Annotated in this window: 21 protein-coding genes; 8 read left to right on the top strand and 13 right to left on the bottom strand. The window is 66.7% G+C overall.

Annotated features, from left to right (window positions below; translation table 11 throughout):
- Positions 1-169: 169 nt before the first annotated feature.
- Both ABLE92_RS24270 and ABLE92_RS24265 read right to left on the bottom strand, forming a co-directional pair.
- Complete coding sequence (locus ABLE92_RS24270; RefSeq protein ID WP_348807363.1) at positions 170-1,786, bottom strand: APC family permease; 1,617 nt, start codon at positions 1,784-1,786, stop codon at positions 170-172.
- Between the two features lie 280 nt (positions 1,787-2,066).
- A complete protein-coding gene (locus tag ABLE92_RS24265) occupies positions 2,067-2,501 on the bottom strand; it encodes an Lrp/AsnC family transcriptional regulator (RefSeq protein WP_348807362.1) in 435 nt (144 codons plus the stop codon).
- 111 nt (positions 2,502-2,612) lie between these two features.
- On the opposite strand from ABLE92_RS24265, the gene ABLE92_RS24260 reads away from it, so the two are divergent.
- Positions 2,613-3,677, top strand: coding sequence for a Glu/Leu/Phe/Val dehydrogenase dimerization domain-containing protein (locus ABLE92_RS24260; protein ID WP_348807361.1), 1,065 nt, complete (start codon positions 2,613-2,615; stop codon positions 3,675-3,677).
- A 3-nt stretch (positions 3,678-3,680) separates the two neighbouring features.
- Here ABLE92_RS24260 and ABLE92_RS24255 read toward each other — a convergent pair whose 3' ends face one another.
- Positions 3,681-4,991 carry a low temperature requirement protein A gene (locus ABLE92_RS24255; RefSeq protein ID WP_348807360.1) on the bottom strand — a complete coding sequence of 437 codons (1,311 nt, stop codon included), beginning with the start codon at positions 4,989-4,991 and terminating at the stop codon, positions 3,681-3,683.
- Positions 4,992-5,218: 227 nt separating this feature from the next.
- Between ABLE92_RS24255 and ABLE92_RS24250 the strand changes: the two genes are divergently transcribed.
- On the top strand, positions 5,219-5,587 hold the full coding sequence (locus tag ABLE92_RS24250) for a DUF2255 family protein (protein ID WP_348807359.1): 369 nt from the start codon (positions 5,219-5,221) through the stop codon (positions 5,585-5,587).
- Positions 5,588-5,617: 30 nt separating this feature from the next.
- Here the strand turns inward: ABLE92_RS24250 and ABLE92_RS24245 are convergent, their stop codons facing one another.
- The 5 genes from ABLE92_RS24245 to ABLE92_RS24225 form a co-directional block, all read right to left on the bottom strand.
- Entirely contained in the window at positions 5,618-6,337 is a 720-nt protein-coding gene (locus ABLE92_RS24245; protein ID WP_348807358.1) for a GntR family transcriptional regulator, read from the bottom strand.
- Positions 6,338-6,423: 86 nt separating this feature from the next.
- Positions 6,424-7,572, bottom strand: a complete 1,149-nt coding sequence (locus tag ABLE92_RS24240; protein WP_348807357.1) for a CoA transferase — start codon at positions 7,570-7,572, stop codon at positions 6,424-6,426.
- Positions 7,573-7,591: 19 nt separating this feature from the next.
- Entirely contained in the window at positions 7,592-8,818 is a 1,227-nt protein-coding gene (locus tag ABLE92_RS24235; protein WP_348807356.1) for an acetyl-CoA C-acetyltransferase, read from the bottom strand.
- Entirely contained in the window at positions 8,815-9,561 is a 747-nt protein-coding gene (gene fabG / locus ABLE92_RS24230; protein WP_348807355.1) for a 3-oxoacyl-ACP reductase FabG, read from the bottom strand. Before fabG ends, ABLE92_RS24235 begins: the two co-directional genes overlap by 4 nt.
- A gap of 288 nt (positions 9,562-9,849) precedes the next feature.
- Positions 9,850-11,031: an acyl-CoA dehydrogenase family protein gene (locus ABLE92_RS24225; RefSeq protein ID WP_348807354.1), complete on the bottom strand. Its 1,182-nt coding sequence runs from the start codon at positions 11,029-11,031 to the stop codon at positions 9,850-9,852.
- 126 nt (positions 11,032-11,157) lie between these two features.
- Between ABLE92_RS24225 and ABLE92_RS24220 the strand changes: the two genes are divergently transcribed.
- The gene (locus tag ABLE92_RS24220; protein WP_348807353.1) at positions 11,158-11,850 is read left to right on the top strand and encodes a GntR family transcriptional regulator; all 693 of its coding nucleotides are present in this window, start codon (positions 11,158-11,160) and stop codon (positions 11,848-11,850) included.
- Positions 11,851-11,894: 44 nt separating this feature from the next.
- Here the strand turns inward: ABLE92_RS24220 and ABLE92_RS24215 are convergent, their stop codons facing one another.
- The 4 genes from ABLE92_RS24215 to ABLE92_RS24200 are packed head-to-tail and all read right to left on the bottom strand — an operon-like array spanning position 11,895 to position 17,148.
- The gene (locus ABLE92_RS24215; RefSeq protein WP_348807352.1) at positions 11,895-13,238 is read right to left on the bottom strand and encodes a plasmid pRiA4b ORF-3 family protein; all 1,344 of its coding nucleotides are present in this window, start codon (positions 13,236-13,238) and stop codon (positions 11,895-11,897) included.
- 5 nt (positions 13,239-13,243) lie between these two features.
- A complete protein-coding gene (locus ABLE92_RS24210) occupies positions 13,244-14,635 on the bottom strand; it encodes a xylulokinase (RefSeq protein WP_348807351.1) in 1,392 nt (463 codons plus the stop codon).
- On the bottom strand, positions 14,632-16,098 hold the full coding sequence (locus ABLE92_RS24205; RefSeq protein ID WP_348807350.1) for a mannitol dehydrogenase family protein: 1,467 nt from the start codon (positions 16,096-16,098) through the stop codon (positions 14,632-14,634). The genes ABLE92_RS24210 and ABLE92_RS24205 overlap by 4 nt, the downstream gene beginning before the upstream one ends.
- A 3-nt stretch (positions 16,099-16,101) precedes the next feature.
- Positions 16,102-17,148: an NAD(P)-dependent alcohol dehydrogenase gene (locus ABLE92_RS24200; protein ID WP_348807370.1), complete on the bottom strand. Its 1,047-nt coding sequence runs from the start codon at positions 17,146-17,148 to the stop codon at positions 16,102-16,104.
- 129 nt (positions 17,149-17,277) lie between these two features.
- On the opposite strand from ABLE92_RS24200, the gene ABLE92_RS24195 reads away from it, so the two are divergent.
- From ABLE92_RS24195 to ABLE92_RS24175, 5 genes are read left to right on the top strand one after another with little or no spacing between them, the layout of a single operon-like run.
- Positions 17,278-18,285, top strand: coding sequence for a sugar-binding transcriptional regulator (locus ABLE92_RS24195; RefSeq protein WP_348807349.1), 1,008 nt, complete (start codon positions 17,278-17,280; stop codon positions 18,283-18,285).
- Between the two features lie 29 nt (positions 18,286-18,314).
- Positions 18,315-19,673, top strand: coding sequence for an ABC transporter substrate-binding protein (locus ABLE92_RS24190; protein WP_496560846.1), 1,359 nt, complete (start codon positions 18,315-18,317; stop codon positions 19,671-19,673).
- Positions 19,674-19,675: 2 nt separating this feature from the next.
- Positions 19,676-20,635 carry a carbohydrate ABC transporter permease gene (locus ABLE92_RS24185; protein WP_348807348.1) on the top strand — a complete coding sequence of 320 codons (960 nt, stop codon included), beginning with the start codon at positions 19,676-19,678 and terminating at the stop codon, positions 20,633-20,635.
- A complete protein-coding gene (locus ABLE92_RS24180; protein WP_348807347.1) occupies positions 20,635-21,522 on the top strand; it encodes a carbohydrate ABC transporter permease in 888 nt (295 codons plus the stop codon). Before ABLE92_RS24185 ends, ABLE92_RS24180 begins: the two co-directional genes overlap by 1 nt.
- Positions 21,523-21,571: 49 nt before the next feature.
- Positions 21,572-22,678 carry an ABC transporter ATP-binding protein gene (locus ABLE92_RS24175; RefSeq protein WP_348807346.1) on the top strand — a complete coding sequence of 369 codons (1,107 nt, stop codon included), beginning with the start codon at positions 21,572-21,574 and terminating at the stop codon, positions 22,676-22,678.
- A gap of 8 nt (positions 22,679-22,686) precedes the next feature.
- Here ABLE92_RS24175 and ABLE92_RS24170 read toward each other — a convergent pair whose 3' ends face one another.
- The gene (locus ABLE92_RS24170; protein ID WP_348807345.1) at positions 22,687-23,502 is read right to left on the bottom strand and encodes an SDR family NAD(P)-dependent oxidoreductase; all 816 of its coding nucleotides are present in this window, start codon (positions 23,500-23,502) and stop codon (positions 22,687-22,689) included.
- Positions 23,503-23,625 lie beyond the last annotated feature (123 nt).

Below are 23,625 nucleotides of genomic sequence, written 5' to 3'. Positions count from 1 at the left end.
GCGGCAACTCCAGATACTCCCGGACATAGGCTGTGATCTCAGCGATCGTGTAACCAGCACTAATACTCATGTTGTGAACCTCCTCCTCGGAAGTGACTCACACCCAGATTGGCATACAACGGGCTGGGGTGAGCCGGGCGCCATCAGACGTCATGCGAGCGCTGTCACGTCATCGGCGAGCGCTGTCAACGTCAGTCCGGGCGCTGTCAATGGGGACGAGAGCGCTGTCAGTGTCCAGGTGAGCGCTGTCAGTGGGGACGAGGGCAGTGGGGGCGAGGGCGCTGTCAACGGTGTCGGGCTGCCCTGCCTGTCGGGACCGCAGTGCGAGGACCGAGTGACGACGGCCGTAGAGCAGGTAGACGACGACGCCGATCAGCATCCACACGACGAACCGAATCCAGGTCTCGACCGACAGGTTGATCATCAGCCAGCCGCAGGCGACGATCGCGAGGATCGGGACGAATGGGCTTCCGGGAACCCGGAATCCGCGCTTGAGGTCCGGTCGGGTGCGACGCAGGATCAGCACGCCCGCGCAGACGAGCACGAAGGCGAACAGCGTGCCGATGTTGACCATCTGCTCGAGCACGCCGATCGGGAACAGTGCGGCGATCACCGCGACCACGATGCCGACGATCATGGTGACGCGCACCGGATTTCCCGACGCATTGGTGGTTCCCCACGATCGTGGGATCAGGCCGTCGCGTGACATCGCGAACAGCACGCGGGTCTGACCCAGCATCATCACCATCACGACCGTGGTGAGGCCCGCCAGGGCACCGACATTGATCGCGGTCTGTGCCCAGGTGATGCCGTGCGCCTCGAATGCGGTGGCCAGGGTGGCGCTGCCGTCGCCGACCAGTGGACTGCCGGTCCGCAGTTCCTGATAGCCGACCATGCCGGTCAGCACGACGGTCACCGCCACGTACAGCACGGTGACGATCGCGAGGGAACCGAGGATGCCGCGCGGAATGGAGCGTTGCGGGTTCTTGGTCTCCTCGGCGGTGGTCGCGACGACGTCGAAGCCGATGAACGCGAAGAACAGCAGGCTGGCCGCGGCCAGCAGTCCGTACCAGCCGTAGTTACTGCCGTCCGACCCGCTCAGCGCCGCGAACAGGGTCTGCTGAAGTCCCGCGTCGCTGTCGGTGTTCGGTTCTGCCGCAGGCACATACGGGTGATAGTTCGCCGTGTTGATGAAGAATGCGCCGACGATGATCACCAGCAGGACCACCGCCACCTTGATGGCGGTGATGACGGCCGAGACGCGTGAGGACAGTTTGACCCCGAACGCCAGGGTCAGGGTGATCGCGCCGATCACCGCCACCGCACCCCAGTCGGTGTCGATCCCGCCGATCGAGATGGTCGTGGGCAGACCGATGAAGTCCGCCAGATACAGCGACCATCCCTTGGCGACAACCGAACTGGCCAAGGCGAATTCGAGGATGAGGTCCCACCCGATGATCCAGGCGATGAACTCACCGAAGGTGGCGTAGGAGAAGGTGTAGGCGCTGCCCGCCACGGGGACGGTGGACGCGAACTCGGCGTAGCACAACGCCGCGAGCCCGCACGCCACCGCGGCGAGGATGAACGCCAAGGACACCGACGGCCCGGCCATGTCACCGGCGGTGCGGGCGGTGAGGGTGAAGATGCCCGCTCCGATGACCACGGCGACCCCGAAGGCCGTGAGATCTTTGGTGGTCAGGTCCTTGCGCAGTTTGCTGCGCGGTTCGTCGGTCTCGGCGATCGACTGCTCGACGGATTTTGTCCGCCATATCCCGGTTCCCCGCATAGGTGTGTCTCCTCGTTGCGAGTTCGCTACGCGCAGTGCATCTCTGGCTGCCGACCGGACACGGGGGTACCCGTGGCACGCACTGGGGTGCCTGCGCGCACGAGGGCTGTGGCCGGTGCGGGCAGGCGATGATCGGCAGTGCACGTCATGCAATCAGTGTGACCTGGGCCACGCCAAGGAGAACGGCGATCCCGGTGCCGATACGCAAAGAAGTCGAGCACGATGCCGCAACCGGTGAAAATTCTTGTGTTCGACGACGACGTGTTCGGGTGGGTCTCGCTCAGCGATGCCAGGACCCGAGCACGATCATCGTCTTCGTGCCGGTCGCCTTGCCGCCCCGCCGCAGGTGGTTGATCACCTGCTGCAGATGGCTGTGGTCGCGGGCGCGCACCTTGACGAGCATGTCGGGGTCGCCGGCGATTGTGTAGACCGCCTCCACCTCGGGGATCTGCGTCATCTCGGCCATCATCTCGTCCGGTTGGGAGGTGCCGACGTAGCGGACCTCGGTGAAGGCCTCGACGGGGCGTCCGAGCGCGGCGTGGTCGACGGTCGCGGTGAAACCGGTGATGACGTTCTGTGCGCGAAGTCGGTCGACGCGCCGTTTGGTGGCGGCCACCGACAGATTCACCCGCGATGCGAGATCCGAGAACGTCGCCCGACCGTCGTCGGACAGCAGTGCGAGCAGGTGGAGATCGACGTCATCGAGTTGGACCATGCGCAATAATCTATCGCGATGGTCGTCGTGGCGACAAAGAGTTGCGTACTTGTCGCCACTTCGCACCAAGTCCTTGTGCGACGCAACCTATCGCCAATAGCGTCCTGCGCCATGACATCACAGACCTCGACCACCGAACTCCTCACCGCGCTGCACGATCGCGACTTCGAGCAGATCGTGCTCTGCCGCGATCCCGAGGTGGGACTCGAATCCGTTATCGCCGTGCATGATACGACGCTCGGTCCGTCACTGGGCGGTGTCCGGATGCGTTCCTACGCCTCGCACGCGGACGCCGTCGCCGATGCCATGAACCTCGCCCAGGCGATGACCTACAAGGCGGCGCTGGCCGGAGTGCCACTCGGTGGCGGCAAGAGCGTGATCAACATCGATCCGCGAGTGGCCAATCGGGACGAGGTACTCATCGCCCACGCCAAATACATTGCCTCACTGAACGGCCGGTACATTCCCGGCGTCGACATGGGTACATCGGTGCGCGACCTGGAACTGATCGGACGCCACGTGCCCGTCGTCTCCAGTCAACGCGGCGACCCGTCGTACTTCACCGCTCGCGGCGTGGTGCGCAGCATCGAGGTGGCCCTCGATGCCTGTGGCCGGACCGTCGCCGGCGCGCGGGTGGCGGTGCAGGGACTCGGTAACGTCGGCCTGCACGTCGCGCGGATGCTGGCCCGGGCCGACGCGCAGGTCTTCGGTGCCGACATCGACGCCGACCGGGTGCATCGCGCCGTCGACGAGATCGGTATCATCGCAGTCGATCTCGCGGATGTGTTGCAGCTCGACGTCGACGTCGTGGCGCCATGTGCCGGTGGCGGTGTCATCGACGAGAAGACGGTCGGCGCGCTGCGTGCCGCCGCGCTCGTCGGTGCGGCCAACAACATGCTGAGCACCAATTCCCTTGCGGCCGAACTCCGCACACGCGGCATCGTGCACATCCCCGACTTCGTCGCCAACGCTGGCGGACTTCTCGCCGTCGAGGCGGAGGTACGCGACGACGAGACCGGGCTCACCGAACGCGTCGACGCCATCGCCGACACCGCCCGGGAGGTGCTCAATCGCTCGACGGCGGCCGGCACCGACACCGTTTCGGTGGCGCTGACGATGGCGGGAGAGATCGTCGAGGCCAACCGGAAGCACCGGCCGTACTTCCGGACGGAGTGAACGTCAACCGATATCGGCGGCGCCGTCGATCACGACGTCCAACCGCCGCGCCAGCAAACGCCATTCGAAGGTCTCGTAGAACACGATCACCGACAGCGGCGAGACGAGCACGACCAGCAGGCACGCCCACAGTGGCCAACCGACGGCCGCCAACACCATGGCCACGACCGGCATCGCGAACGTGACCACATGACCGATGTTGCGCGGTGGTGCCCCGAGCAGCCACCACAGCAAGACGAACACACAGGCCATGAAGATCAGCACGGGTATGGCGATGGAGGAGATCGCGGCGAATGTCGACACGTGATAGTGATCGTCGAAGACGTAGCCGAGCACGTGTAGGCCGGCTCCGATCGCGGCGATCGCGGCGAAGAGCACGATGTGCACATACGCCCACGGAATCACCTTGTCCCGCCGGACATCCAGGACCGGACCAGAGGGCAGCACGAAGTAGGTCCACCACAACGAGAACGAGATGAGCACACCGGCGGCGATCGTGACCACGGCTTCGACCGTCCACCCCTCTGCGTCCGAGATCATCTGGGCAGCAGCCAGAGTGCCGGTGATCGACTCGCCGATCGCGATGATGGCGAGCAATCCGTAGCGCTCGGCGATGTGGTGCGCGTGCCACGGGAAGCCGCCACCGCGTCGACGTCCCTTGAATTCGGCGAGAATGGGTCCGCCGAGATCGAGAATCCAGATGATCACCAGCCAGACGAGGGCGGCGGTGAACGACAACGGTAGGAGAAGCCATGCCACCCAACCGATCTGGGCCACCCCGACGCTCACCGCGTTGGTCATCGCGAGGCTGCGCGAGGCAGGGTCGTCGTGTGCGGCACGCAACCACATGGCGACCACCCCGACACGCATGATGACGTAACCGGTCACCATCACCCCGACGTGGAAATCCTCGCCTTCGCGCACGGACGTGAAGAGGTCGGGAATGCCGACGGCGACGACGATGACCCCGGCCATCTGGACCAGGGTCAACACCCGGAACAGCCAGTCGTCGTTGTCGAACGACGTTGCCAGCCAGGTGTAGCCCACCCACGCCCACATGATGGACAGTATGGCGATGGCGAAGGCGATGACTGCGGCGCCCGCGTGATCTTCGGCGATGCCGTGGGCGAGTTGCGAACCGGCGACCCCGAAAGCTGTTACGAAGGTCAGGTCGAAGAACAGTTCCAGCACGCTCGCGGTGCGGTGGTGTTCGCCCGTGTCGCGGCCGGTCATGCGGCGCAGGCCATGCCGGTAGAACCGTTCTCCGGCGGAGGGTGCCGGATCGCCGGCGGGGACGTTCTGGATGGGGCTCATCGGGTGTCGTCGATCCGTTCCTGGTCGGCGTTCGCGGGGGCCGCGGCTGGGGTGGAGTGGTGCTCATGGTGCGCGGTCATGACCGGACTTGCCAGCAGGCACACCCGGATCCGACGACGGCCCGGTGCGCCCGCGCATTCGCCAGGCAGGTACCGCCGGTATCTGTTTCCCGTTCCCGGCTGCCGATAGCCTGGCATGGACACCCGCCGACAAGGAGGTCCGAGACGATGGCATGGAACGCTGACCAACTCGACGCGATCGCCGGTGCGCAGGAACTGCACATCAGCTCCTACCGCACCGATGGCACGCTGCGGAAGGCAATTCCGATCTGGGTCGTGCGAGTCGACGATGACCTGTACATCCGCTCGGCGTTCGGTGAGAGCGGCGCATGGTTCCGGCACGCCTCTACGGGCACCGCACACGTGAGCGCCGGCGGTGTCGAATCGGACGCCATGCTGGAGCGGATCTCCGACGACGCGCTCAACCGGCGCGTGGCCGACGCCTACAGCGCGAAGTATCGCGGCCAGACCACCGGCCTGACGCCGATGCTCGAGCCCACCGCTGCGGTGACGACGAGCCGGCTCATTCCGGCGTGACGGCCGATCCGACGTGCCGGGGTGACGGCCTCAGGCGGTCGCGTCCGCGTCGTTCTCGTCGTCCCATACGCCCTGCTTCTCGAGCATGGTGATGAGTTCGTCGGCACCGGACATGATGTGGTCGCGCATCAGGGCCGCGGCGGCCTTCCCGCGGCGCTTGCGCAAGGCGTCGACGATCTGCGGGTGCGTGTCGATGCTGTCGGCGCCGTGGCCCTCGATCTCGATGTAGAACCGGTTGGGCAGCTGGCGGACGATCGTGCGGAGCATGAGAGCCAGCCTGCGTGAATTGGCGGCGAGGTTGATGGTGCGGTGGAACTCGTGGCCCAGGGCGACGATGGTGTCGGAGTCGGCGCCCTCGCGCACCGCGTCGGCGTGTCGGGTGGTGATGCTCTCCAGGTGATCGAGTTGCGTTGGGGTGATCGACTTGGCGGCCCGGGCGGTCAGTTCGGCCGCGATCTCGGCCTGCGCCCAGAAGATGTCCCGGACGTCCTGACGGCTGAACGAGGCCACCATGAAACCGCGCCGCGGAACCAGTTCGACGAACCCTTCTCCGTTGAGCAGGAGCAGGCCTTCGCGCACCGGCGTGTTGCTGACCCCGACGGCCTCGGCGATCGGCTCGGTGCGCAGAAAGTCGCCCGGCTTGACCCGGCCGGAGATGATCAGTTCACGGACGTAGCCGGCCACGTCTTCGGAAAGCTGCTGCTTGGGGGTGCCGACGCGTGGCAATGATCCGGCTGAGGACTGCACCACGGCCGCTCCTTTCGACGAAGTTTTATCCATTATGGCGGATGCATCGTTCGGAGCCGGCGATACCGGGTTGGGTGCGGCGAATCGGGTCAGGGTGTGTCGGCGCCCAAGGGCATGGCGGGACCGACGAAGTACTGCTGCCCGTCGAATGACGCGGGCAGCCCGGCCGCGAGGTAACGGCCGATTCCGGGTTGATCGAGTTCGGCGAACAGCGGATTCGTCGCAAGCTGACCCGACGCGACGACCTCGTCGAAGCTGCGGTACCGCTGCGACAGCACCGATGATCCGGCCAGTGCGGCGGCGACCTCATCGGTCGAATGGTCGGCGAACCACTTGCCGAACAACGCGTTCAGCACGGCTCGGTGGGTGAAGCGATCGGATTCGGTGGAGAAGTCGACGCCGAGCGACTGCTGGAGGGAGTCGACGACCGCCTCCGTGCCGGTGATCCGGACCAGGTCGCGGAAGTGCCGTCCGGTGAGCGCGACGAGCATGAACCGGTCACCGTCGGCGGTCACCACATCGGTGCCGTAGGTGCCGTACACGTCGTTGCCGACGGCCGGGCGGGACTGCGAATTGACTTGCGGCTCCGTGAGATAGCCGAGTGTGCCGGCGATGGAGAGGGCGGTGTCCTCCAGCGGCAACCGAATCCGGCTGCCCGCGCCCGTCTGTTCACGGCGCCGGACGGCGGCGGTGATCGCCAGCGCCGCATAGAGTCCGCACACCACATCCCACGCCGGGAGCACGTGGTTGACCGGGCCGTCGTGGTCGAGTGGGCCGGTGATCAGCGGGAACCCCAGTCCCGCATTGACGGTGTAGTCGACGGCGGGGGTGCCGTCGGAGCCGCCGAGGAGTTCCAGGGTGATGACATCGGATCGCAATGCGGTCAGGGCGTCGTGGCTCATCCAGTCGCGACCACCCGCGTTGGTGACGAGAATACCGCCACCGGAACCGGATTCGGTGACGAGTCGCTGGACCAGGGCCTGTCCGTCGGGTGATCGCAGATCCGCGGTGACCGACTTCTTGCCCTTGTTCAGTCCGGTCCAGTAGATGGAGGTGGTGCCGTCATCGGTGAGTGGCCACCGGTGGACGTCGGCGGCCCCACCGATGGGATCGACGCGGATCACCTCGGCACCCAACTGGGCCAGTGTCAGCCCGCACAGCGGGGAGGCGATGAAGCTGGAGACCTCCACCACGCGTACACCGGCGAGCGGACGGGCATGGGTATCGGACGACGTCATTGTCAGATCTCCTTGACTCTCAGACGGCTTCGACGACGGCGGCGAGTCCCTGCCCGCCGCCGATGCACATGGTGACCAGGCCGCGACCGCCACCACGACGATGCAACTCGTGCAGCAGGGTGGTGGTCATGCGGACGCCGGTGGCACCGATCGGATGACCGAGCGAGATCCCGGAACCGTTGACATTCAGCCGGTCCTGATCATTCCACTTCCAGCCCTCCAGCACGCTCAACACCTGGACGGCGAATGCCTCGTTGAGTTCCACCAGGTCGACCGAGTCGAGAAGTGCGGCTGCGGAATTGAATCCGAGACGGGTGGCGAGTTTCTCGGTGGCCGGAACCGGGCCGATCCCCATCCGGGACGGATCGCACCCCGCCGCCGCCCAGCCGGTGAGGTAGCCGATCGGCTCCAGGCCGAGATCGTCGAGGCGGTCTTCGGCGACGATCAGGCACGCCGCGGCGGCGTCGTTCTGTTGGCTGGCGTTACCCGCGGTGACGGTGCCGTCGGGCATCAGGGTACGCAGTCGCGAGAGTGATTCCGCGGTTGAATCGGGTCGTACGCCTTCGTCCTTGGCGAAGATGATCGGGTCCTTCTTCCGCTGCGGGACACTGACCTCGACGATCTCGTCATCGAACCGACCCGCCTCCCACGCGGCCGCCGCCCGCTGGTGACTGCGCGCGGCGTAGGCGTCGGCGGCCTCGCGGCCGATGCCGTAGTCGGCGGCGAGGTTCTCGGCGGTCTCGATCATTCCGGAGATCTCGCCGAACCGCCAGACCGGTTGGGAGCGTTCACGTCCGCGGTCGAGGCGATCGTACATGGTGACGTTGCCCGATCGGGCACCCCAGCGGTTGGTGGTGGAGTAGTACTCGATGCGGCTCATCGATTCGACACCGCCGGCGAGCACGGCGTCGGCGGCACCGGTCTGCACCATCATCGCCGCGGTCGCGAGAGCCTGCAGGCCACCACCGCAGCGGCGGTCGAGTTGCATGCCGCCCACCGAGATCGGCAACCCGGCGTGCAGGGCGAGCCAGCGTCCGACGCAGGGAACCTCGGAATTGGCGTAGGACTGGGCGACGACGACGTCGTCGATCCGCTCCGGATCGATGCCGGAGCGCGAGACGACCGCCTTGACGACGGTGGCGCCGAGGTCCTCGACCGGAACATCGCGGAGGGCGCCACCGAAGGTGCCGACCGCGGTGCGTGCGGGTGCGACGATCGCGGCCCGTCGAAGCTGTTGCGCGCTCACATGAACCGCCCGCCGGTGACCTCCATGACCGTGCCGGTCATGTAGGACGACAGATGGGTGGCCAGGAACAGTGCCACCGTGGCCACCTCGGTGACCTCACCGGCGCGGCCCATCGGGATCTCGGCCATCTTCTGATCCCACGCCTTCTGTGGCATGGCCTCGGTCATCGCCGACCGGATCAGGCCGGGCTGGATCGCGTTGACCCGAACACCGTGATGGGCAAGCTCTTTGGCGGCGGCCTTGGTCATGCCGACGATGCCGGCCTTGGCGGTGGAGTAGTTGGTCTGCCCGACCATGCCGACCTTGCCCGACAGTGACGAGAGGTTGACGATGGCGCCGCTCTTACGTTCCCGCATGATCGCGGCGGCCTTGCGGGTGCCGTTCCAGGTGCCCTTGAGGTGCACGTTGATGACCTGATCGAACTGCTCCTCGGTCATGTTCCGCATCGTCGCGTCCCGGGTGATACCAGCATTGTTGACCATGACGTCGACAGGGCTGAACGTGTCCGCGGCGGCGGCGAGGAGGGCGTCGACATCGTCACCCTTGGTGACGTCGCAACGCACGCCGATCGCGACCGACGGGCCGCCCAGTTCGACTGCGGCCTTCTCGGCGGCCTCGGCGTTGACGTCACCGATGACGACGCGTGCACCCTCGTCGACGAATAGCTGGGCGATGGCGAAGCCGATTCCCTGTGCGGCGCCGGTGATCACGGCGGTCTGGTTGTTCAGGAGTGGTCCGGGCATGGGTGGGTCCTTTGGGGTTGCGGTGGTGTGCGGGTGGTTGGGTTCCAGCTGCGGTGGCGGTGGTCTCGAGGCTCGTCGCTATCGCTCCTCACGCCTCGACCGGCGGGGGGTTGCGGTGGTGTGCGGGTGGTTAGGTTCCAGCTGCGGTGGCGGTGGTCTCGAGGCTCGTCGCTATCGCTCCTCGCGCCTCGACCGGCGGGAGGGTGGCGGTGTCGACCGGCTGGGGCGGGGGTGGTCTCTCCCGGCGGGGGTGAGGGTCACACCTCGACCGACCTGGGTTGGGTCCGACTACTTCGACGCCGCGCGAATCAGGTTGCCGCCGATGATGAGTCGCTGGATCTCACTGGTGCCCTCGTAGAGGCGCAGCAGGCGGACCTCGCGATAGATGCGTTCGACCGGGACCTCACGCATGTAGCCGGTGCCGCCGTGGATCTGGACCGCGAGGTCGGCGACCCTGCCGACCATCTCGGTGCAATAGAGCTTCGCGACCGACGGTGCGGTCCGGCGGTCCTCGCCGGAGACGTATTTGGCGGCGGCGTCGCGGACCAGGGCGCGGCCGGCCATCACACCGGTCTGCTGATCGGCGAGCATCGCCTGTACCAATTGGAAAGAGCCGATGGGCTTTCCGCCCTGGGTGGCACTGGCGGCGTAGGTGACCGACTCGTCGAGCGCACGTTGCGCCGCACCCACCGAGAGTGCGGCGATGTGGACGCGTCCGCGGGCCAGGGAGGTCATCGCCGCCTTGTAGCCGGCTTCCTCCTTGCCGCCGACGAGGGCGGACGCCGGGACGCGGACACCGTCGAAGGAGACATCGGCCGTCCACGCACCCTCCTGGCCCATCTTCTTGTCCTTGACGCCCACCTCGACACCGGGTGTGTCGGCGGGGACGAGGAACACCGCGATGCCGGTGCCGGATTCGTCGGCGGGGCGGGTGCGGGCGAACACGATGAACAGGTCGGCGATGGGGGCGTTGGTGATGAACCGCTTCTGCCCGTCGATCACCCACTCGTCGTCGTCGCGGGTCGCCTTGGTGCGCAGTCCCGCGGGGTTGGACCCGGCGCCGGGCTCGGTCAGCGCGAACGATGCCACCACCTCGCCGGAGGCGATGCCTTCGAGCCACTGCTTCTTCTGCTCCTCGGTGCCGAAGTTCACCAGCACCTGTCCGGCGATTCCGTTGTTGGTGCCGAACATCGACCGCAGCGCGAGGCTGGTGTAGCCGAACTCCATGGCGAGTTCGACGTCCTGGGTGAGGTCGAGGCCGAGACCGCCCCACTCCTGCGGGATCGCGTAGCCGAACAGCCCCATCTCGGCGGCCTGTGCGCGCAGGTCGCTGGGGATGGCGTTGGTCTCCATGATCTCGGTTTCGCGGGGCACCACCTTGGTGCGGATGAAGTCGTGGACGACCGCGCGGATCTGCTCGAAATCGTCGGCGCCGACGGTGGGGGTGTGTGGCTGAGTCGTGACTGACATGACCCAAAATTATCAAAAACGTGGACCACAAACCAGAGGAAGTCGAAAAGTACCTGTAAGACTCTGCCTATGGCGTCAGGATTTGATAATCTATGCGCGTCGCCTACCAGCAACGGAAGAGAGCCCATGACCCGCGCGGAACCGCATCCCGCCACCCCTGACTCCTCGTCGGCGGTCTCTTCGTCGTCGGTGCTCAAGCAGACCGCCGCCAAGGAGATCCGGCGACGGGTGTTCTCCGGCGAGATGAAGCCCGGGACCAAGGTTGATCAGGACGCGCTCGCCGATCGGCTCGGCATGAGCAAACTCCCCGTTCGCGAAGCGCTGATCTCCCTGGCCGGCGAGGGGATCATCGAGACCATCCCGCGGCGTGGTGCCTTCGTCGCCGACCTCGCACGTGAGGACATCCGCGATCACTACTGGATGCTCGGCGTCATCTCCGGGCTGGCCGCCGAACGCGCATCGATGAATCTGTCCGACGACGAACTCGCCGAACTGAGTGCACTGGCCACCCGAATGGAATCCGCCGACGATCTCCTCGCCCTCGAACGCCTCAACTTCGGCTTCCACCGGCTCATCAACCTCGGTGCGCGGTCGCGGCGGCTCGTCGCCGAACTGAAACTCCTCAGCGGAGCCATCCCGGACGGCTTCTTCGACTCCCATCCCGAGTCGGTCGCATCCTCGTTGCGCGATCACCGCGAGATCGTCGACGCGCTCGCAAGCCGGTCACCGGGGATGGCCCGCACCCTCACCGAGGGACACTTCCTGCGTGGCGGTCACCGCGCGGTGGCGCTGCTCGAGGAACGCGGCTTCTGGGCGTGAACGGCTCGGCCGCTGCGGTCAGGAGTGCGGGTCGGGGGTGCAGGTCAAGAGTGCACCAGCGCCGTGCGGGCGAACATCCGGGCAGTGTCGGAGATCGGCGGCGTTGGTCGCCTGCTCCATCGAGACGGCCGTTCGACGCCGAGCATGGTGAACAGTCGCTGGAGTTCGGAGTAACTGTCGCCCATGTTGCCGCCGTTGGTCTTACGCCACTTCAACGCCGTCATGGTCTCGTGTGCCAGCGGCCCGCGATCCAGGATGCCCGCAGCGATCTGGATGAGTTCGATGATGGCGAGCTCTCGGTCGGCGTCGTCCTTGTCGAAGGGGATCTTGCGGGTGATGGTGTCCCACAACAGTATCGGGTCCTCGGCACATCGGCCGCCGATCTTGGTCGCCATGTAGGTGCCCTTGTAGACCCTGGTCAGGCCCATCGAGCGGGCGTACTCGCGCAGCATGCTGACCTGATAGTGGTCGATCTCCCGATTGGATGGACCGATCGTGTCCGGGATGAGCTCACGGAGTTCGGCGACCACCACCGGTGGAAGATAGCCGGCCTGGGTGAGCTTGATGCCGCCGACGCTCGCGCGGACGAGTGCGGCGAACGGGGCCAGGAATTGCGCCGCGTCGTCGGGGACGGTGACCGGCTCGTCGAGTCGGGCCGCGCCGAGGGCCGCGGTGAAGTCGGGCACGGACTCCGGAAAGAGGCGTCCGGCGATCGAGGACACCAGCGCCGAGTTGGCCTTTGCGGTCCGAAAGATGGCTGCCGCGTGAGCTTCCGATGAGATGCGGCGATTCACCGCGTCGACGTCGAACGCCTCGGGATCGAAGGCGTCGGCATGTTCGCCGAGCCAGTCCCGATACTCGTGCTCCGGATCGGCCTTGACCTCCAGCAGTGTCGCGTAGCCGTGGGTGCCGCCGATGTCCTCCGGCGGGCAGGCGCGCGCCCCATCGAGACAGCGAGTCGCTCCGGCGTCCTCGGTGACGGCCTCGACGGTGATGGTGTGATCCCAACTGTCGCCGAAGTCGTACTCGTAGCCGAGCCGATCCCCGACATCATGCAGCAGCGTCGTCAACGGCACCCCGGCCTCGTCACGCTCGTCCTCATCGGTCTCCCAGTCGGCGAAGGCGTAGGTCGGCTTGTACGTAGGTAGGTTCCGGTCGTTCGGGTCGGAACGCGAACGCCACTGGTGCAGGTGATAGTTGTCCCAGCCCATCGCAGCCTGGATGGCGAGGTGCAGGTCGTCGAGGGCGATGGTGGATGCCTCCCGGAGGCGACGCCAGATCGGTGGGGTGATCTCGTCGAGTTCGACGCGCAGGATGAAGCCGCCCGCATCGGACACCGGTGGGGCGGCATCGGGGACGACCGACAGATGACGGCGAGACGCTGGCACGGTGGTCAGCGTAACGACAAGGCGACGTCCGCGTGCCGGCGATACTGCTGGTACACCTCGGGTCTGGGGTCCGCGCTGATCAGGGTGGACCCGATCTCCCAGTCGGGCAGATCGCCGGTGAGCGCCCAGGCGGCCTGGCGGGCGGCGCCGAGCGCCACGTACTCGCCGTCGGCGGGCAGGACGATCGATCCCCCGAAGAGTCCGGGGGCGATCGATTGCACCGCGCACGATTTGGTGCCGCCGCCGATCGTGATGAACCGGCGCAGCGTGATGCCCTGGGCCTCGATCTGTTCGCGGCAGTACACCAACGAGCACAGCAACCCCTCCGCGGCGGCTCGTGCGATGTTGGCGGGTGTGAAGTTGGCGGCGGTGATCCCGGCCAGGTTTCCGGTGGCGTCGGGCAGGTTCGGTGAGCGTTCACCGCCCAGGTAGGGCACCATCGTCAGGCCGCAGGCTCCGGACGGTGCCGACTGCGCGAGGTCGGCGAACGTCGCGAGGTCGACGTCCAGTGCTCGCGCGGCGGCGGCCAGCACCGGCGCGCCGTTCAGGGTGCACACCAGGGGAAGGTGCCGTCCGGTGGCGTCGGCGAATCCTGCGACGAGTCCGTCCGCGTCGTGGGGTGCCACCTCGGTGACGGCGCTGACCACCCCCGAGGTGCCCAGCGACACGATCGCGTCGCCCGGTCCGGCGTGCAAACCCAATGCGGCAGCGGCATTGTCACCCGCACCCGCGCCGAGCAGGGCTCCGGTCGGCGTCCGCCCGGCAGACTCCGCGGGACCGAGGACCCGGGGCAGCGCGGGGGTACGCCCCCGAAAAGCCATCGCCAGGAAGTCCTTTCGGTACTCGCCGGAAGCGGCGCTGAAATAGCCGGTGCCGGAGGCGTCGCTGCGATCGGTGGTGAGTGTCGCGATGTCACCGGTGCCCGACAGCCGCCACGTCAGCCAGTCATGGGGCAGGCACACCGCGGCGGTCGCGTCGGCGTGTTCCGGTTCGTGGTCGGCGAGCCACCGCAGTTTGGTGGCGGTGATCGAGGCCACCGGTACGACGCCGACCTGCTCGGCCCACGAACCTGCTCCGCCGAGCTCCTCGATCAACTCCGCTGCAGCGGGTGCGGATCGGGTGTCATTCCACAACAACGCATCCCGCACCACCGCACCGGACGTGTCGAGGCACACCATGCCGTGCTGTTGTCCGGCCACCGACACTGCGGCCACGTCGTCGATGCCGCCGGCGGCGGAGATGGCCGCGCACAACGCTTCCCACCATCGATCGGGATGGACGGCGGTGCCCTCGGGGTGCGGTGCGCCGCCCATGCGGACCACCGCCCCGGTGTCGGCATCGCACACCACCACCTTGCACGACTGCGTCGACGAGTCGACGCCGGCGACCAGCGTCATGACAGCAACTCGGCGAGAGTGGCGCGAGCTCCCTTGCTGCGCAGTGATTCCAGCGCCCAGGAGTAGGGCGCGGTGAATGCCTCGCGGGTGCCGAGATCGCCGAATAGCGACTCCTCGGAGAGGAAGGCGAGCGGATCGTTGCGGGATTGCCGGGCCAGCGGGACGAGCCGATCGGCGAGGGGGTCGTCGACGTCGATGGGTTCGCCGTTCTCGTCGACACCTTCGGCATAGCGCGTCCAGCACGCCACCACCGCGGCCGCGAGATCCACCGAACCGCCGGCGTCGAGGCGATCGCGGATCACCGGTACCAGCCACTTCGGAATCCGATTGGACGAGTCCTGACACAGTCGTGCAATCGTGTCGGCGACAGCGGGATTGGCGAATCGCTCCAGCAGGGTGTCGATGTAGGCGTCGACGTCCACATCCGGCAGTGGCGCGAGCGTCGGCTTGCCCTCCTCGGTCATGTAGCGGCGCAGCAGGCTTCGCAGATCAGGGTCGACGGCGGCGTCGTGGACGTAGCGGTACCCCAGGAGATACGCGAAGTAACAGAGTGCCTGGTGGCCGGCGTTGAGCAGCCGCAGCTTCATCAGTTCATACGGTTCCACATCGTCGACGACCTGCACACCCACCGTCTCCAGGGGTGGTCGTCCGCAGGCGAAGTCGTCCTCGAGGACCCACTGGGTGAACGGCTCGGCCACCACCGGCCAGCGGTCGACGATGCCGGTGCGCGCCACCACCTCGTCGGCGAGATCTGGTGGGGTGGCCGGCGTGATCCGATCCACCATCGAGTTGGGGAAGGTCGTGTGCTCGGAGATCCATTCCGCCAGAGCGGGATCACGCAGCCGGGCGTAGGCGAGGAAGGTGGCTCGTGCGACGTGGCCGTTGCCCGCGATGTTGTCGCACGACATCACGGTGAAGGAGTCGATTCCGCGGTCGCGGCGGCGGGCGAGGGCCTCGGTGACCAGGCCGAATACCGTTGTCGGAGAGCGTGTCCCGGACAGATCGGCCACGATCTCGGGATTGGCTGCGTCGAACTCTCCGGTGGCCGGCGAGAAGTTGTATCCACCCTCGGTGACGGTGAGGGACACGATACGGGTGGCCGTACTGGCCAGCGCCTCGATGACGGCCTCGGGATCGTCGGGGGCGTAGAGATAGTCGACGATCGACCCGATCACCGACGTCTCGACCTCCCCGTCCGGATGCTTGAGGGTCAGCGTGTACATGCAGTCCTGCGGGAGGAGGGCATCGCGCATCCGGGCATCGGCGGGTCGTACGCCGACGCCTCGGATTCCCCACGACGGATCGTGGGAGAGCAGGCGATCGAGGTACATCGCCTGATGGGCGCGGTGGAATCCGCCGACCCCGAAGTGGACGATCGACGGTATGACGGCGCCGCGATCGTAGGTGGGGGTGGGCGTGCCGGTAATGGATGTGAGGTGATCCTCGGTCAGTGTGATGGTCATGAGTCAGCCTTTCGCCGATGCTGTGGGCGACGGAGTGATCGCTTCGGAAAGATGTGAGATCTGGGGATGGACAACGGCTTTGATCATCCCGGGTATCCGATCGGAGTTCAGGGCCTGCTCGGTGTCGTCGAGGCCGTAGTGCGCGGTGACCATCGAGTCGAGATCGACGGCCCCCGACGAGACGAGCGCGAGTGCCGTCGGCCAGGTGTTGGCGTAGCGGAACACGCCGGTCAGCACGATCTCGCGGTTCTGGATCAGCGACACCGGTAGTTCCATGGTGTCTGCACCCATGCCGACCAGGACGGCCCGGCCACCCGGGCGCAGCGCCGCGAGTCCGGCACGCACCGCGATGGGCGCACCACTGGCATCGACGAAGGCGTCGACGGGTGCGACCTCGTCGCCCGGGGACACCGCCAGCGTGGCGCCGAACTCCGCGGCGCGCGAGCGTCGATCCGCATCCGGTTCGCTCACGACGATTCGTGACACGCCGGCCGCGCGGGCCACTTGCGCGCACATCAGGCCGATCGGTCCGCCGCCGGCGATGAGCAGGGAGTCGCCGATCCCGACGTGGGTCTTCGTGATCGACGCGATTCCCACCGACAGTGGTTCGAAGAGAGCGGCCGCCTCGTCGCTCACCTCGTCGGGGATGTCGTGCGCAAACGCCGATCCGATCGTGACGAAGCCGGCGAGCGCGCCGTCGACGGGGGGAGTGGCGAAGAACCGCATGTGCGGACAGAGGTGATAGTCGCCGCGCAGGGATTCGGCGGTCGTGGGGTCCGGACGCTGGGGCTCGATGGAGACGCGTCGGCCGATCCGACCGGGGTCGACGCCGTCACCGACGGCTGTGATCACGCCCGAAGCCTCGTGTCCGAGGATCAGCGGTTCGGTGACGACGTGCTCCCCGATCCGGCCGTGGCGCAGGTAGTGGGTGTCCGAACCGCACACACCCACCGCGCTGACCTGCACCAACACGTCGCCACGTGCCGGAGTGGGGATCGGCCGGTCCTCGGTGGTGATGGTGCGCCCGGGGGTCAGGACCGCCGCTCGCATGGTGTGGCCGGTTGCCTCACGTTGATCGATGACTGTTGCGTAGCTCACATCGAGGATGTTAGCGTACTGAGCACATTCACCGCTAGTGAGCAGATGCTCACGAATGCTGACAGGACGGAATCACCGCCGATGGCATCCCGTACACACACAACCGAGACGGTGCGCTCGGCCACCGACACCGGGCAGGACCTGCGGCTGCTCGTGCGCGCCGTGACCATGTACCACCTCGAAGGCCTCACCCAGGCCGACATCGCCGCCCGGCTCGGCGTGTCACGACCCACCGCCGGCCGACTCATCCAACGGGCCCGCGCGCAGGGCCTCGTCCAGGTCAGCGTGACCGCCCCGGCGCACCTGTCGGCATCGATCCACACCGACCTCGAACGACGCGTGGAGGAGGTCTTCGGACTCAACGAGGTCCTCATCATCGACGAGGAGGCCGACGGATCGGCGTCGGGCAACGCGGCACTCGGGCGCGCCGGCGCCTCGGTGGTGGCACGCCGAATCCAGGCATCGGATACCTTCGGTTTCACCTGGGGCCCGGAGCAGGTGGCCACCGCCGACGCCATGGGCGGGGCATCGAGCTGTCAGCGGGTCGTCCAGATGGACGGATCGATGACCTCGGTGGACTACCACACCGGCGTCGACCACGCCCTGGCGCGATTCTCCGAACGGCTGCACGCGCAACCGCTGCGACTGGTCGCCCCGCTCTTCGCCGATCCGGAGACCGTGATCGCCCTCAACCGGGATTCGATTCTCTCGCAGGCACTCTCCGCGGCGCGCGGCGCCCAGGTGATGCTGTTCGGGGTCGGCTCGGTATCCACCTCGACGACCCTGTTCGAGGGTGCCTACATCGACGCGATCGTCCTCGACGAACTGATCGAGCTCGGCGCGGTCGGCGAGATCGGCGGCCGGTTCTATGACAAGGACGGCGCTCCCGTCGACTCCAGTCTGGTGCAGCGGACCGTGTCGGTCCCGCTCGAAGCGATCCGGGCCTGTCCCACGGCACTTCTCATCTCCGGTGGAACCCACCGCCGGGAATCGATTCTCGGTGCCCTCCGCGGTGGCTACTCGACCATTCTCGTCACCGACGTCACCACCGCGGAATGGCTTGTCTCACAACAGGAAGGTCAACAGTGAGATATTCACGACGACGTCCGGGCGCGACGGTGCGCCGGACCTGGCGGCACGGGCGTGCGGCCGTGGTGGCCGTCCTCGCCGCGGTGGCATTGACGGCCACCGCCTGTGCGGGCGCGGGCTCGCTGACCGGCGGCGGGGATCGTGAGATCACCGTCGCCATGGTCTCCAATTCCCAGATGCAGGACGCGGTCTCGCTCTCGAGTCAGTTCGAGGAGCAGAACCCCGGCGTCAAGGTCCGCTTCGTCACCCTGTCGGAGAACGAGGCACGCGCCAAGATCACCGCATCGGTCGCCACCGGGGGTGGGGAATTCGACGTGGTGATGATCAGCAACTACGAGACCCCGATGTGGGCCGAGAACGGCTGGCTGGTCAACCTCACGCCCTACATGGACGCCGACCCGAGCTATCAGGCCGACGACTTCATCCCGACACTCAAATCCGCACTGTCGTACCAGGGTTCGATGTACTCGGCGCCGTTCTACGGCGAGTCGTCGTTCCTGATGTACAACAAGAAACTGTTCCAGCAGGCCGGTGTGAGTCTGCCCGCGGACCCGACGTGGCCGCAGGTCGCCGAGGCCGCCCGCAAACTGACCACCGACAGCACGGCCGGAATCTGCCTGCGCGGCAAGCCCGGCTGGGGTGAGGTCCTCGCCCCGCTGAACACGGTGATCAACGCCTACGGCGGCCGCTGGTACGACGAGGACTGGAACGCACAGCTCACCAGCCCGCAGGTGGAGGCCGCGGTGCAGTTCTACGTCGACACCGTCCGCAAGTACGGTGAGGCCGGCGCATCGTCGTCGGGCTTCCAGGAATGCGGAAACCTGATGTCGCAGGGGCAGGTCGCGATGTGGTACGACGCCACGTCGGCGGTCTCGGTGCTGGAAAGCCCCGACACCTCCACCATCGCCGGTGATGTCGGCTACCTGCCGGCACCGCGAATGGCCAAGAGCGACAACGGATGGCTCTACACCTGGTCGCTGGGCATCCCGACCAGCAGCAGCCATCAGGACGAGGCGTGGAAGTTCATCGACTGGATGACCAACCGCAAATACATCGAGCACGTCGCCGACACCCTCGGTGCCACCCACATCCCGCCCGGCAGCCGGCTCTCGACCTACCAGCTGCCCGCCTACCAGGAGATCTCGAAACCCTTCGCGGCTCAGACACTGCAGGCCATGCAGGCGGCCGACCAGCAGAAGCCCACCGTGGATCCGGTGCCCTACACCGGAATCCAATTCCTGGCGATCCCGGAATTCCAAGACCTGGGAACCCGGGTCAGCCAACAGATCTCGGCCGCGATCGCCGGACAGATCAGCGTCCACGACGCCCTCGAACAGGCGCAGCAATACGCCCAGGTCGTGGGTAAGACCTACCAGAGGGAGCAGTAGCGATGGCCACCGCAGTATCGACCGCCGGGTCGCGAACGGACGGCGGCGATGATGCGCCGTTGACGTCGCGACGCGACCACATCAGCCGCGCCGAAGGCTGGCGCCGCCGCGGCCCACTCCTGCCCGCGCTGATCTTCATGATCGTGGTCACCCAGATCCCGTTCGTGTTCACCCTGTACTACTCCACCCAGTCGTGGAATCTGGTCCGACCGGGTTCACGACGATTCGTCGGACTCGACAACTACGGCGCCGTGTTCGCCGACATGCAGTTCTGGCGGGTCACCCTCAACACCATCGTGCTGATCGTCGGCACCGTCATCGTGTCGGTGGTCCTGGGGTTGATCTTCGCGCTGCTGCTGGACCGAAAGTTCCTGGGCCGCGGGGTGGTTCGAACCCTGCTGATCACGCCGTTCCTGGTGACGCCGGTGGCCGCCGCCCTGCTGTGGAAGACCAGCCTCCTCTCACCCACCAACGGCCTGGTCAACTGGGCGTTGAGTCCCTTCGGAATTCACACCGACTGGCTCTCGGAGTTCCCGCTGATGAGTGTGATGGCCGAATTGGTCTGGCAGTGGACACCGTTCATGATGCTGCTCATCCTGGCCGGCCTGCAGTCGATGCCGCGCGACATCCAGGAGGCCGCACGGGTGGACGGGGCCACCAGCTTCCGGCTGTTCCGGGAACTGACGTTGCCGCACCTGCGGCGGTTCATCGAACTCGGCACCGTGCTGGGCGCGATCTACCTCGTCAACACCTTCGACGCGGTGTACATGATGACCTCCGGTGGTCCCGGGGTGTCGAGTTCGAACCTGTCCTACTACATCTATCAACGCGCCTTCCTCGGATTCGACATCGGGCAGGCCGCAGCGATGGGCGTGGTCACCGTGATCGGCACCATCGTCGTCGCATCACTGGCCCTGCGCCTGATCTTCAAGAGTTTCACCGGAACAGAGGAGCCGGCCTGATGAGCACCGACATCCGCCCCGAGGCGAGCGCACCCGCGTCCGCCGGACACCTGACCCCCGACGACATCGAACGCCGCCGCGACCCGCGGCAGATGGCACTGACCACCATCACCTGGATCCTCGCCATCGGCTTCTTCTTCCCGGTGCTGTGGATGGTGCTGACCGCGTTCAAGCAGGAGAGCGACGCGGCCACCAACCCGCCGACGTTCATCTTCACGCCGACGCTGCAGCAGTTCCGCGACGTCTTCGACGCGGGAATCGGTACCCCGCTGCTCAATTCGCTGTTCGCCACCATCGTCTCCACCATCCTGGTGCTGCTACTCGGTGTGCCCGCGGCGTTCGCGCTGTCGCTGCGACCGGTCCGCAAGACCAAGGACGCGCTGTTCTTCTTCATCTCCACCAAGATGCTGCCGATCGTCGCGGCGATCATCCCGCTGTATGTGATCGTCGGCAAGATGGGCATGCTCGACAACATCTGGACACTCGTGATCCTCTACACCGCAATGAATCTTCCGATCGCGGTATGGATGATGCGGTCCTTCTTCCTGGAAGTACCCGGAGAACTCCTCGAAGCGGCCAGCATCGACGGAGCGAGCCTGTGGACCTCGGTGCGCGAGGTGATCCTGCCGCTCATCTCACCCGGAATCGCCGCCACCGCACTGATCTGCGTGATCTTCTCATGGAACGAGTTCTTCTTCGCCGTCAACATGACCGCCGTCAACGCCCAGACGATGCCGGTGTTCCTCACCGGATTCATGTCCGGCCAGGGACTGTACTGGGCGCAGCTGTCGGCGGCGTCGGTCCTCGCCGCACTGCCGGTCGTCATCTGCGGCTGGATCGCCCAGAACAAACTCGTCCGCGGCCTGAGCTTCGGCGCCATCAAGTAGATCCGTCGTCCACCCCACCACTACAACGTTTTTCACCAAGGAGAACACCATGGCTTCCATCACCTACGACAAGGCGTGCTGCGTCTACCCCGGCGCCGACAAACTCGCCGTCGACTCCCTCGACCTCGACATCAACGACGGCGAGTTCGTCGTCCTGGTCGGCCCGTCCGGCTCGGGCAAGTCCACCGCGCTGCGGATGCTCGCCGGCCTCGAGGAGATCGACTCCGGCCAGATCCGCATCGGCGGTGACAACATGGTCGGCGTCGCGCCCAAGGACCGCGACATCGCCATGGTGTTCCAGAACTATGCGCTCTATCCCAACAAGACCGTCGGCGAGAACATGGGTTTCGCGCTGAAGATGCGCGGCGTGCCCACCGAGGAACGCAAGCGCAAGGTGGCCGAGGCGGCGAAGTTGCTCGACCTCACCGACTTTCTCGACCGCAAACCGGCCAAGCTCTCCGGTGGTCAGCGTCAGCGAGTTGCCATGGGACGCGCCATCGTTCGGGAGCCGCAGGTCTTCTGCATGGATGAGCCGTTGTCGAACCTCGACGCCAAACTCCGCGTGCAGACCCGCACCCAGATCGCCGCGTTGCAGCGGCGGCTGGGTACCACCACCGTCTACGTCACCCACGACCAGGTGGAGGCGATGACCATGGGGGATCGGGTGGCGGTCCTCAAACATGGTGTACTGCAGCAGTTCTCCACGCCCACCGAACTCTACGATCATCCGGTCAACGCTTTCGTCGCCGGCTTCATCGGCTCACCCGGCATGAATCTGTTCACCGCCCCGGTCACCGACGGCGACATCACCATCTCGGGAGCATCGATCGACATCGACGCACAGTCGCAGGCGGCGCTGCGCAAGGCGGGCCTGTCGTCGGTGATCGTCGGTATCCGACCCGAGCATCTCGCGCTCTCCGACGACGACCGTGGCCTGTCCGCGGATGTCGCGCTGCTGGAGGAACTGGGCAGCGAGACCTACGTCTACGCGAGTCTCGCCGATCAGTCGGTGCGCAACCTCGACGGTGAGCCGATGGTGCTCGTCGCCCGCTCGCACGAACGGGCCCCGGCCAAACGCGGTGAGGGAGTGCGACTGCGCCAGGCCGATCGGGCGGTGCACCTGTTCCACCCGGAGACCGGTGACCGCATCGTCTGATGCGGGTGTCAGTCCCGCGGCCGCCGATAGACGAACGGCCCGACCTGTAGGTAGGAGATCCGTTCTGCCAGATGGGTACTCAGTCGGTTGGCCGCGTCGAAGACATGCGCGTCGGCGCCGATCACCACCCGCTGTCGTCCCTTGAGTGTGGCATCGACCATCCGGCGGGCCGCGCGCTCCGGGCGCATCGCAAACCGTTGCGCGAGTGCCTCACTGGTGCCGAGAGAGCGGGCGGTGTCGCGGACCAGTCCGGTCCACACCGTTCCGGGTAGAGCGGCGGTCACGGTGACCTTCGAGCGTCCTCGAAGATCCTGGGCCAGGCCGTAACTCATCAGGGCGACGGCGGCCTTGGAGGCCCCGTAGATCGCCGCGCCGGGGAACGGTGCGATCGCCGACAGGCTCGAGGTGTTCATGATGACCGCGCCGTCGGGCCGCTCCTCGAGGCGTGGGAGGAAGGCCCGGCACATCCACAGCGTGCCGAAGAAGTTGATGCGCAGGATCTGCTCGGCGGTGTCGGCGTCGACCTCGGTCACCGTCGACACCGGCTGTGGGATGCCGGCGATGTTGAACAGTCCGTCCACCCGTCCGTGCGCGACGATCACCTCGTCGGGGAATACGGCGATCGCGTCGGCGTCGCCGATGTCGAGCACATGGGTGGAGAAGCGTGAGCGGTCGCCGATGAGCAGTGAGGTCTCGGCCAGCCCGGCGTCGTTGCGGTCGGCGCCCACCACGTATCCGCCGCGCCGCACCAATTCCTGTGCGACGCAACGCCCGATCCCGCTCGCGGCCCCGGTGACGACGAAGACCCGTCCGGCCGTGTCCAAATGTTCCCCCCGGATGTCGTGGCGTCCGACGTCACTGCGCCGATCGGCGTGCCGGATACGACGGCTCCGGCGTATCCGAGGAGCAGGATACGCCGGAGCCGAGGAGTAGCGGTGCGGGTTACG

This window comes from Gordonia oleivorans (assembly GCF_040044975.1).
GTDB classification, from domain to species: domain Bacteria; phylum Actinomycetota; class Actinomycetes; order Mycobacteriales; family Mycobacteriaceae; genus Gordonia; species Gordonia oleivorans.
Note: the sequence above shows the minus strand (reverse complement) of the source record. Positions and strands in the feature narration are given on the sequence as shown.

Coding starts and splice junctions, on each gene's coding strand:
- ABLE92_RS24210 (WP_348807351.1), bottom strand. CDS start 14,635: ATGACGCTGGTCGCCGGCGTCGACTCGTCGACGCAGTCGTGCAAGGTG.
- ABLE92_RS24200 (WP_348807370.1), bottom strand. CDS start 17,148: ATGCGAGCGGCGGTCCTGACCCCCGGGCGCACCATCACCACCGAGGAC.
- ABLE92_RS24195 (WP_348807349.1), top strand. CDS start 17,278: ATGGCATCCCGTACACACACAACCGAGACGGTGCGCTCGGCCACCGAC.
- ABLE92_RS24270 (WP_348807363.1), bottom strand. CDS start 1,786: ATGCGGGGAACCGGGATATGGCGGACAAAATCCGTCGAGCAGTCGATC.
- ABLE92_RS24260 (WP_348807361.1), top strand. CDS start 2,613: ATGACATCACAGACCTCGACCACCGAACTCCTCACCGCGCTGCACGAT.
- ABLE92_RS24255 (WP_348807360.1), bottom strand. CDS start 4,991: ATGAGCCCCATCCAGAACGTCCCCGCCGGCGATCCGGCACCCTCCGCC.
- ABLE92_RS24205 (WP_348807350.1), bottom strand. CDS start 16,098: ATGACCATCACACTGACCGAGGATCACCTCACATCCATTACCGGCACG.
- ABLE92_RS24220 (WP_348807353.1), top strand. CDS start 11,158: ATGACCCGCGCGGAACCGCATCCCGCCACCCCTGACTCCTCGTCGGCG.
- ABLE92_RS24250 (WP_348807359.1), top strand. CDS start 5,219: ATGGCATGGAACGCTGACCAACTCGACGCGATCGCCGGTGCGCAGGAA.
- ABLE92_RS24185 (WP_348807348.1), top strand. CDS start 19,676: ATGGCCACCGCAGTATCGACCGCCGGGTCGCGAACGGACGGCGGCGAT.
- ABLE92_RS24175 (WP_348807346.1), top strand. CDS start 21,572: ATGGCTTCCATCACCTACGACAAGGCGTGCTGCGTCTACCCCGGCGCC.
- ABLE92_RS24240 (WP_348807357.1), bottom strand. CDS start 7,572: ATGACGTCGTCCGATACCCATGCCCGTCCGCTCGCCGGTGTACGCGTG.
- ABLE92_RS24265 (WP_348807362.1), bottom strand. CDS start 2,501: ATGGTCCAACTCGATGACGTCGATCTCCACCTGCTCGCACTGCTGTCC.
- fabG (WP_348807355.1), bottom strand. CDS start 9,561: ATGCCCGGACCACTCCTGAACAACCAGACCGCCGTGATCACCGGCGCC.
- ABLE92_RS24225 (WP_348807354.1), bottom strand. CDS start 11,031: ATGTCAGTCACGACTCAGCCACACACCCCCACCGTCGGCGCCGACGAT.
- ABLE92_RS24180 (WP_348807347.1), top strand. CDS start 20,635: ATGAGCACCGACATCCGCCCCGAGGCGAGCGCACCCGCGTCCGCCGGA.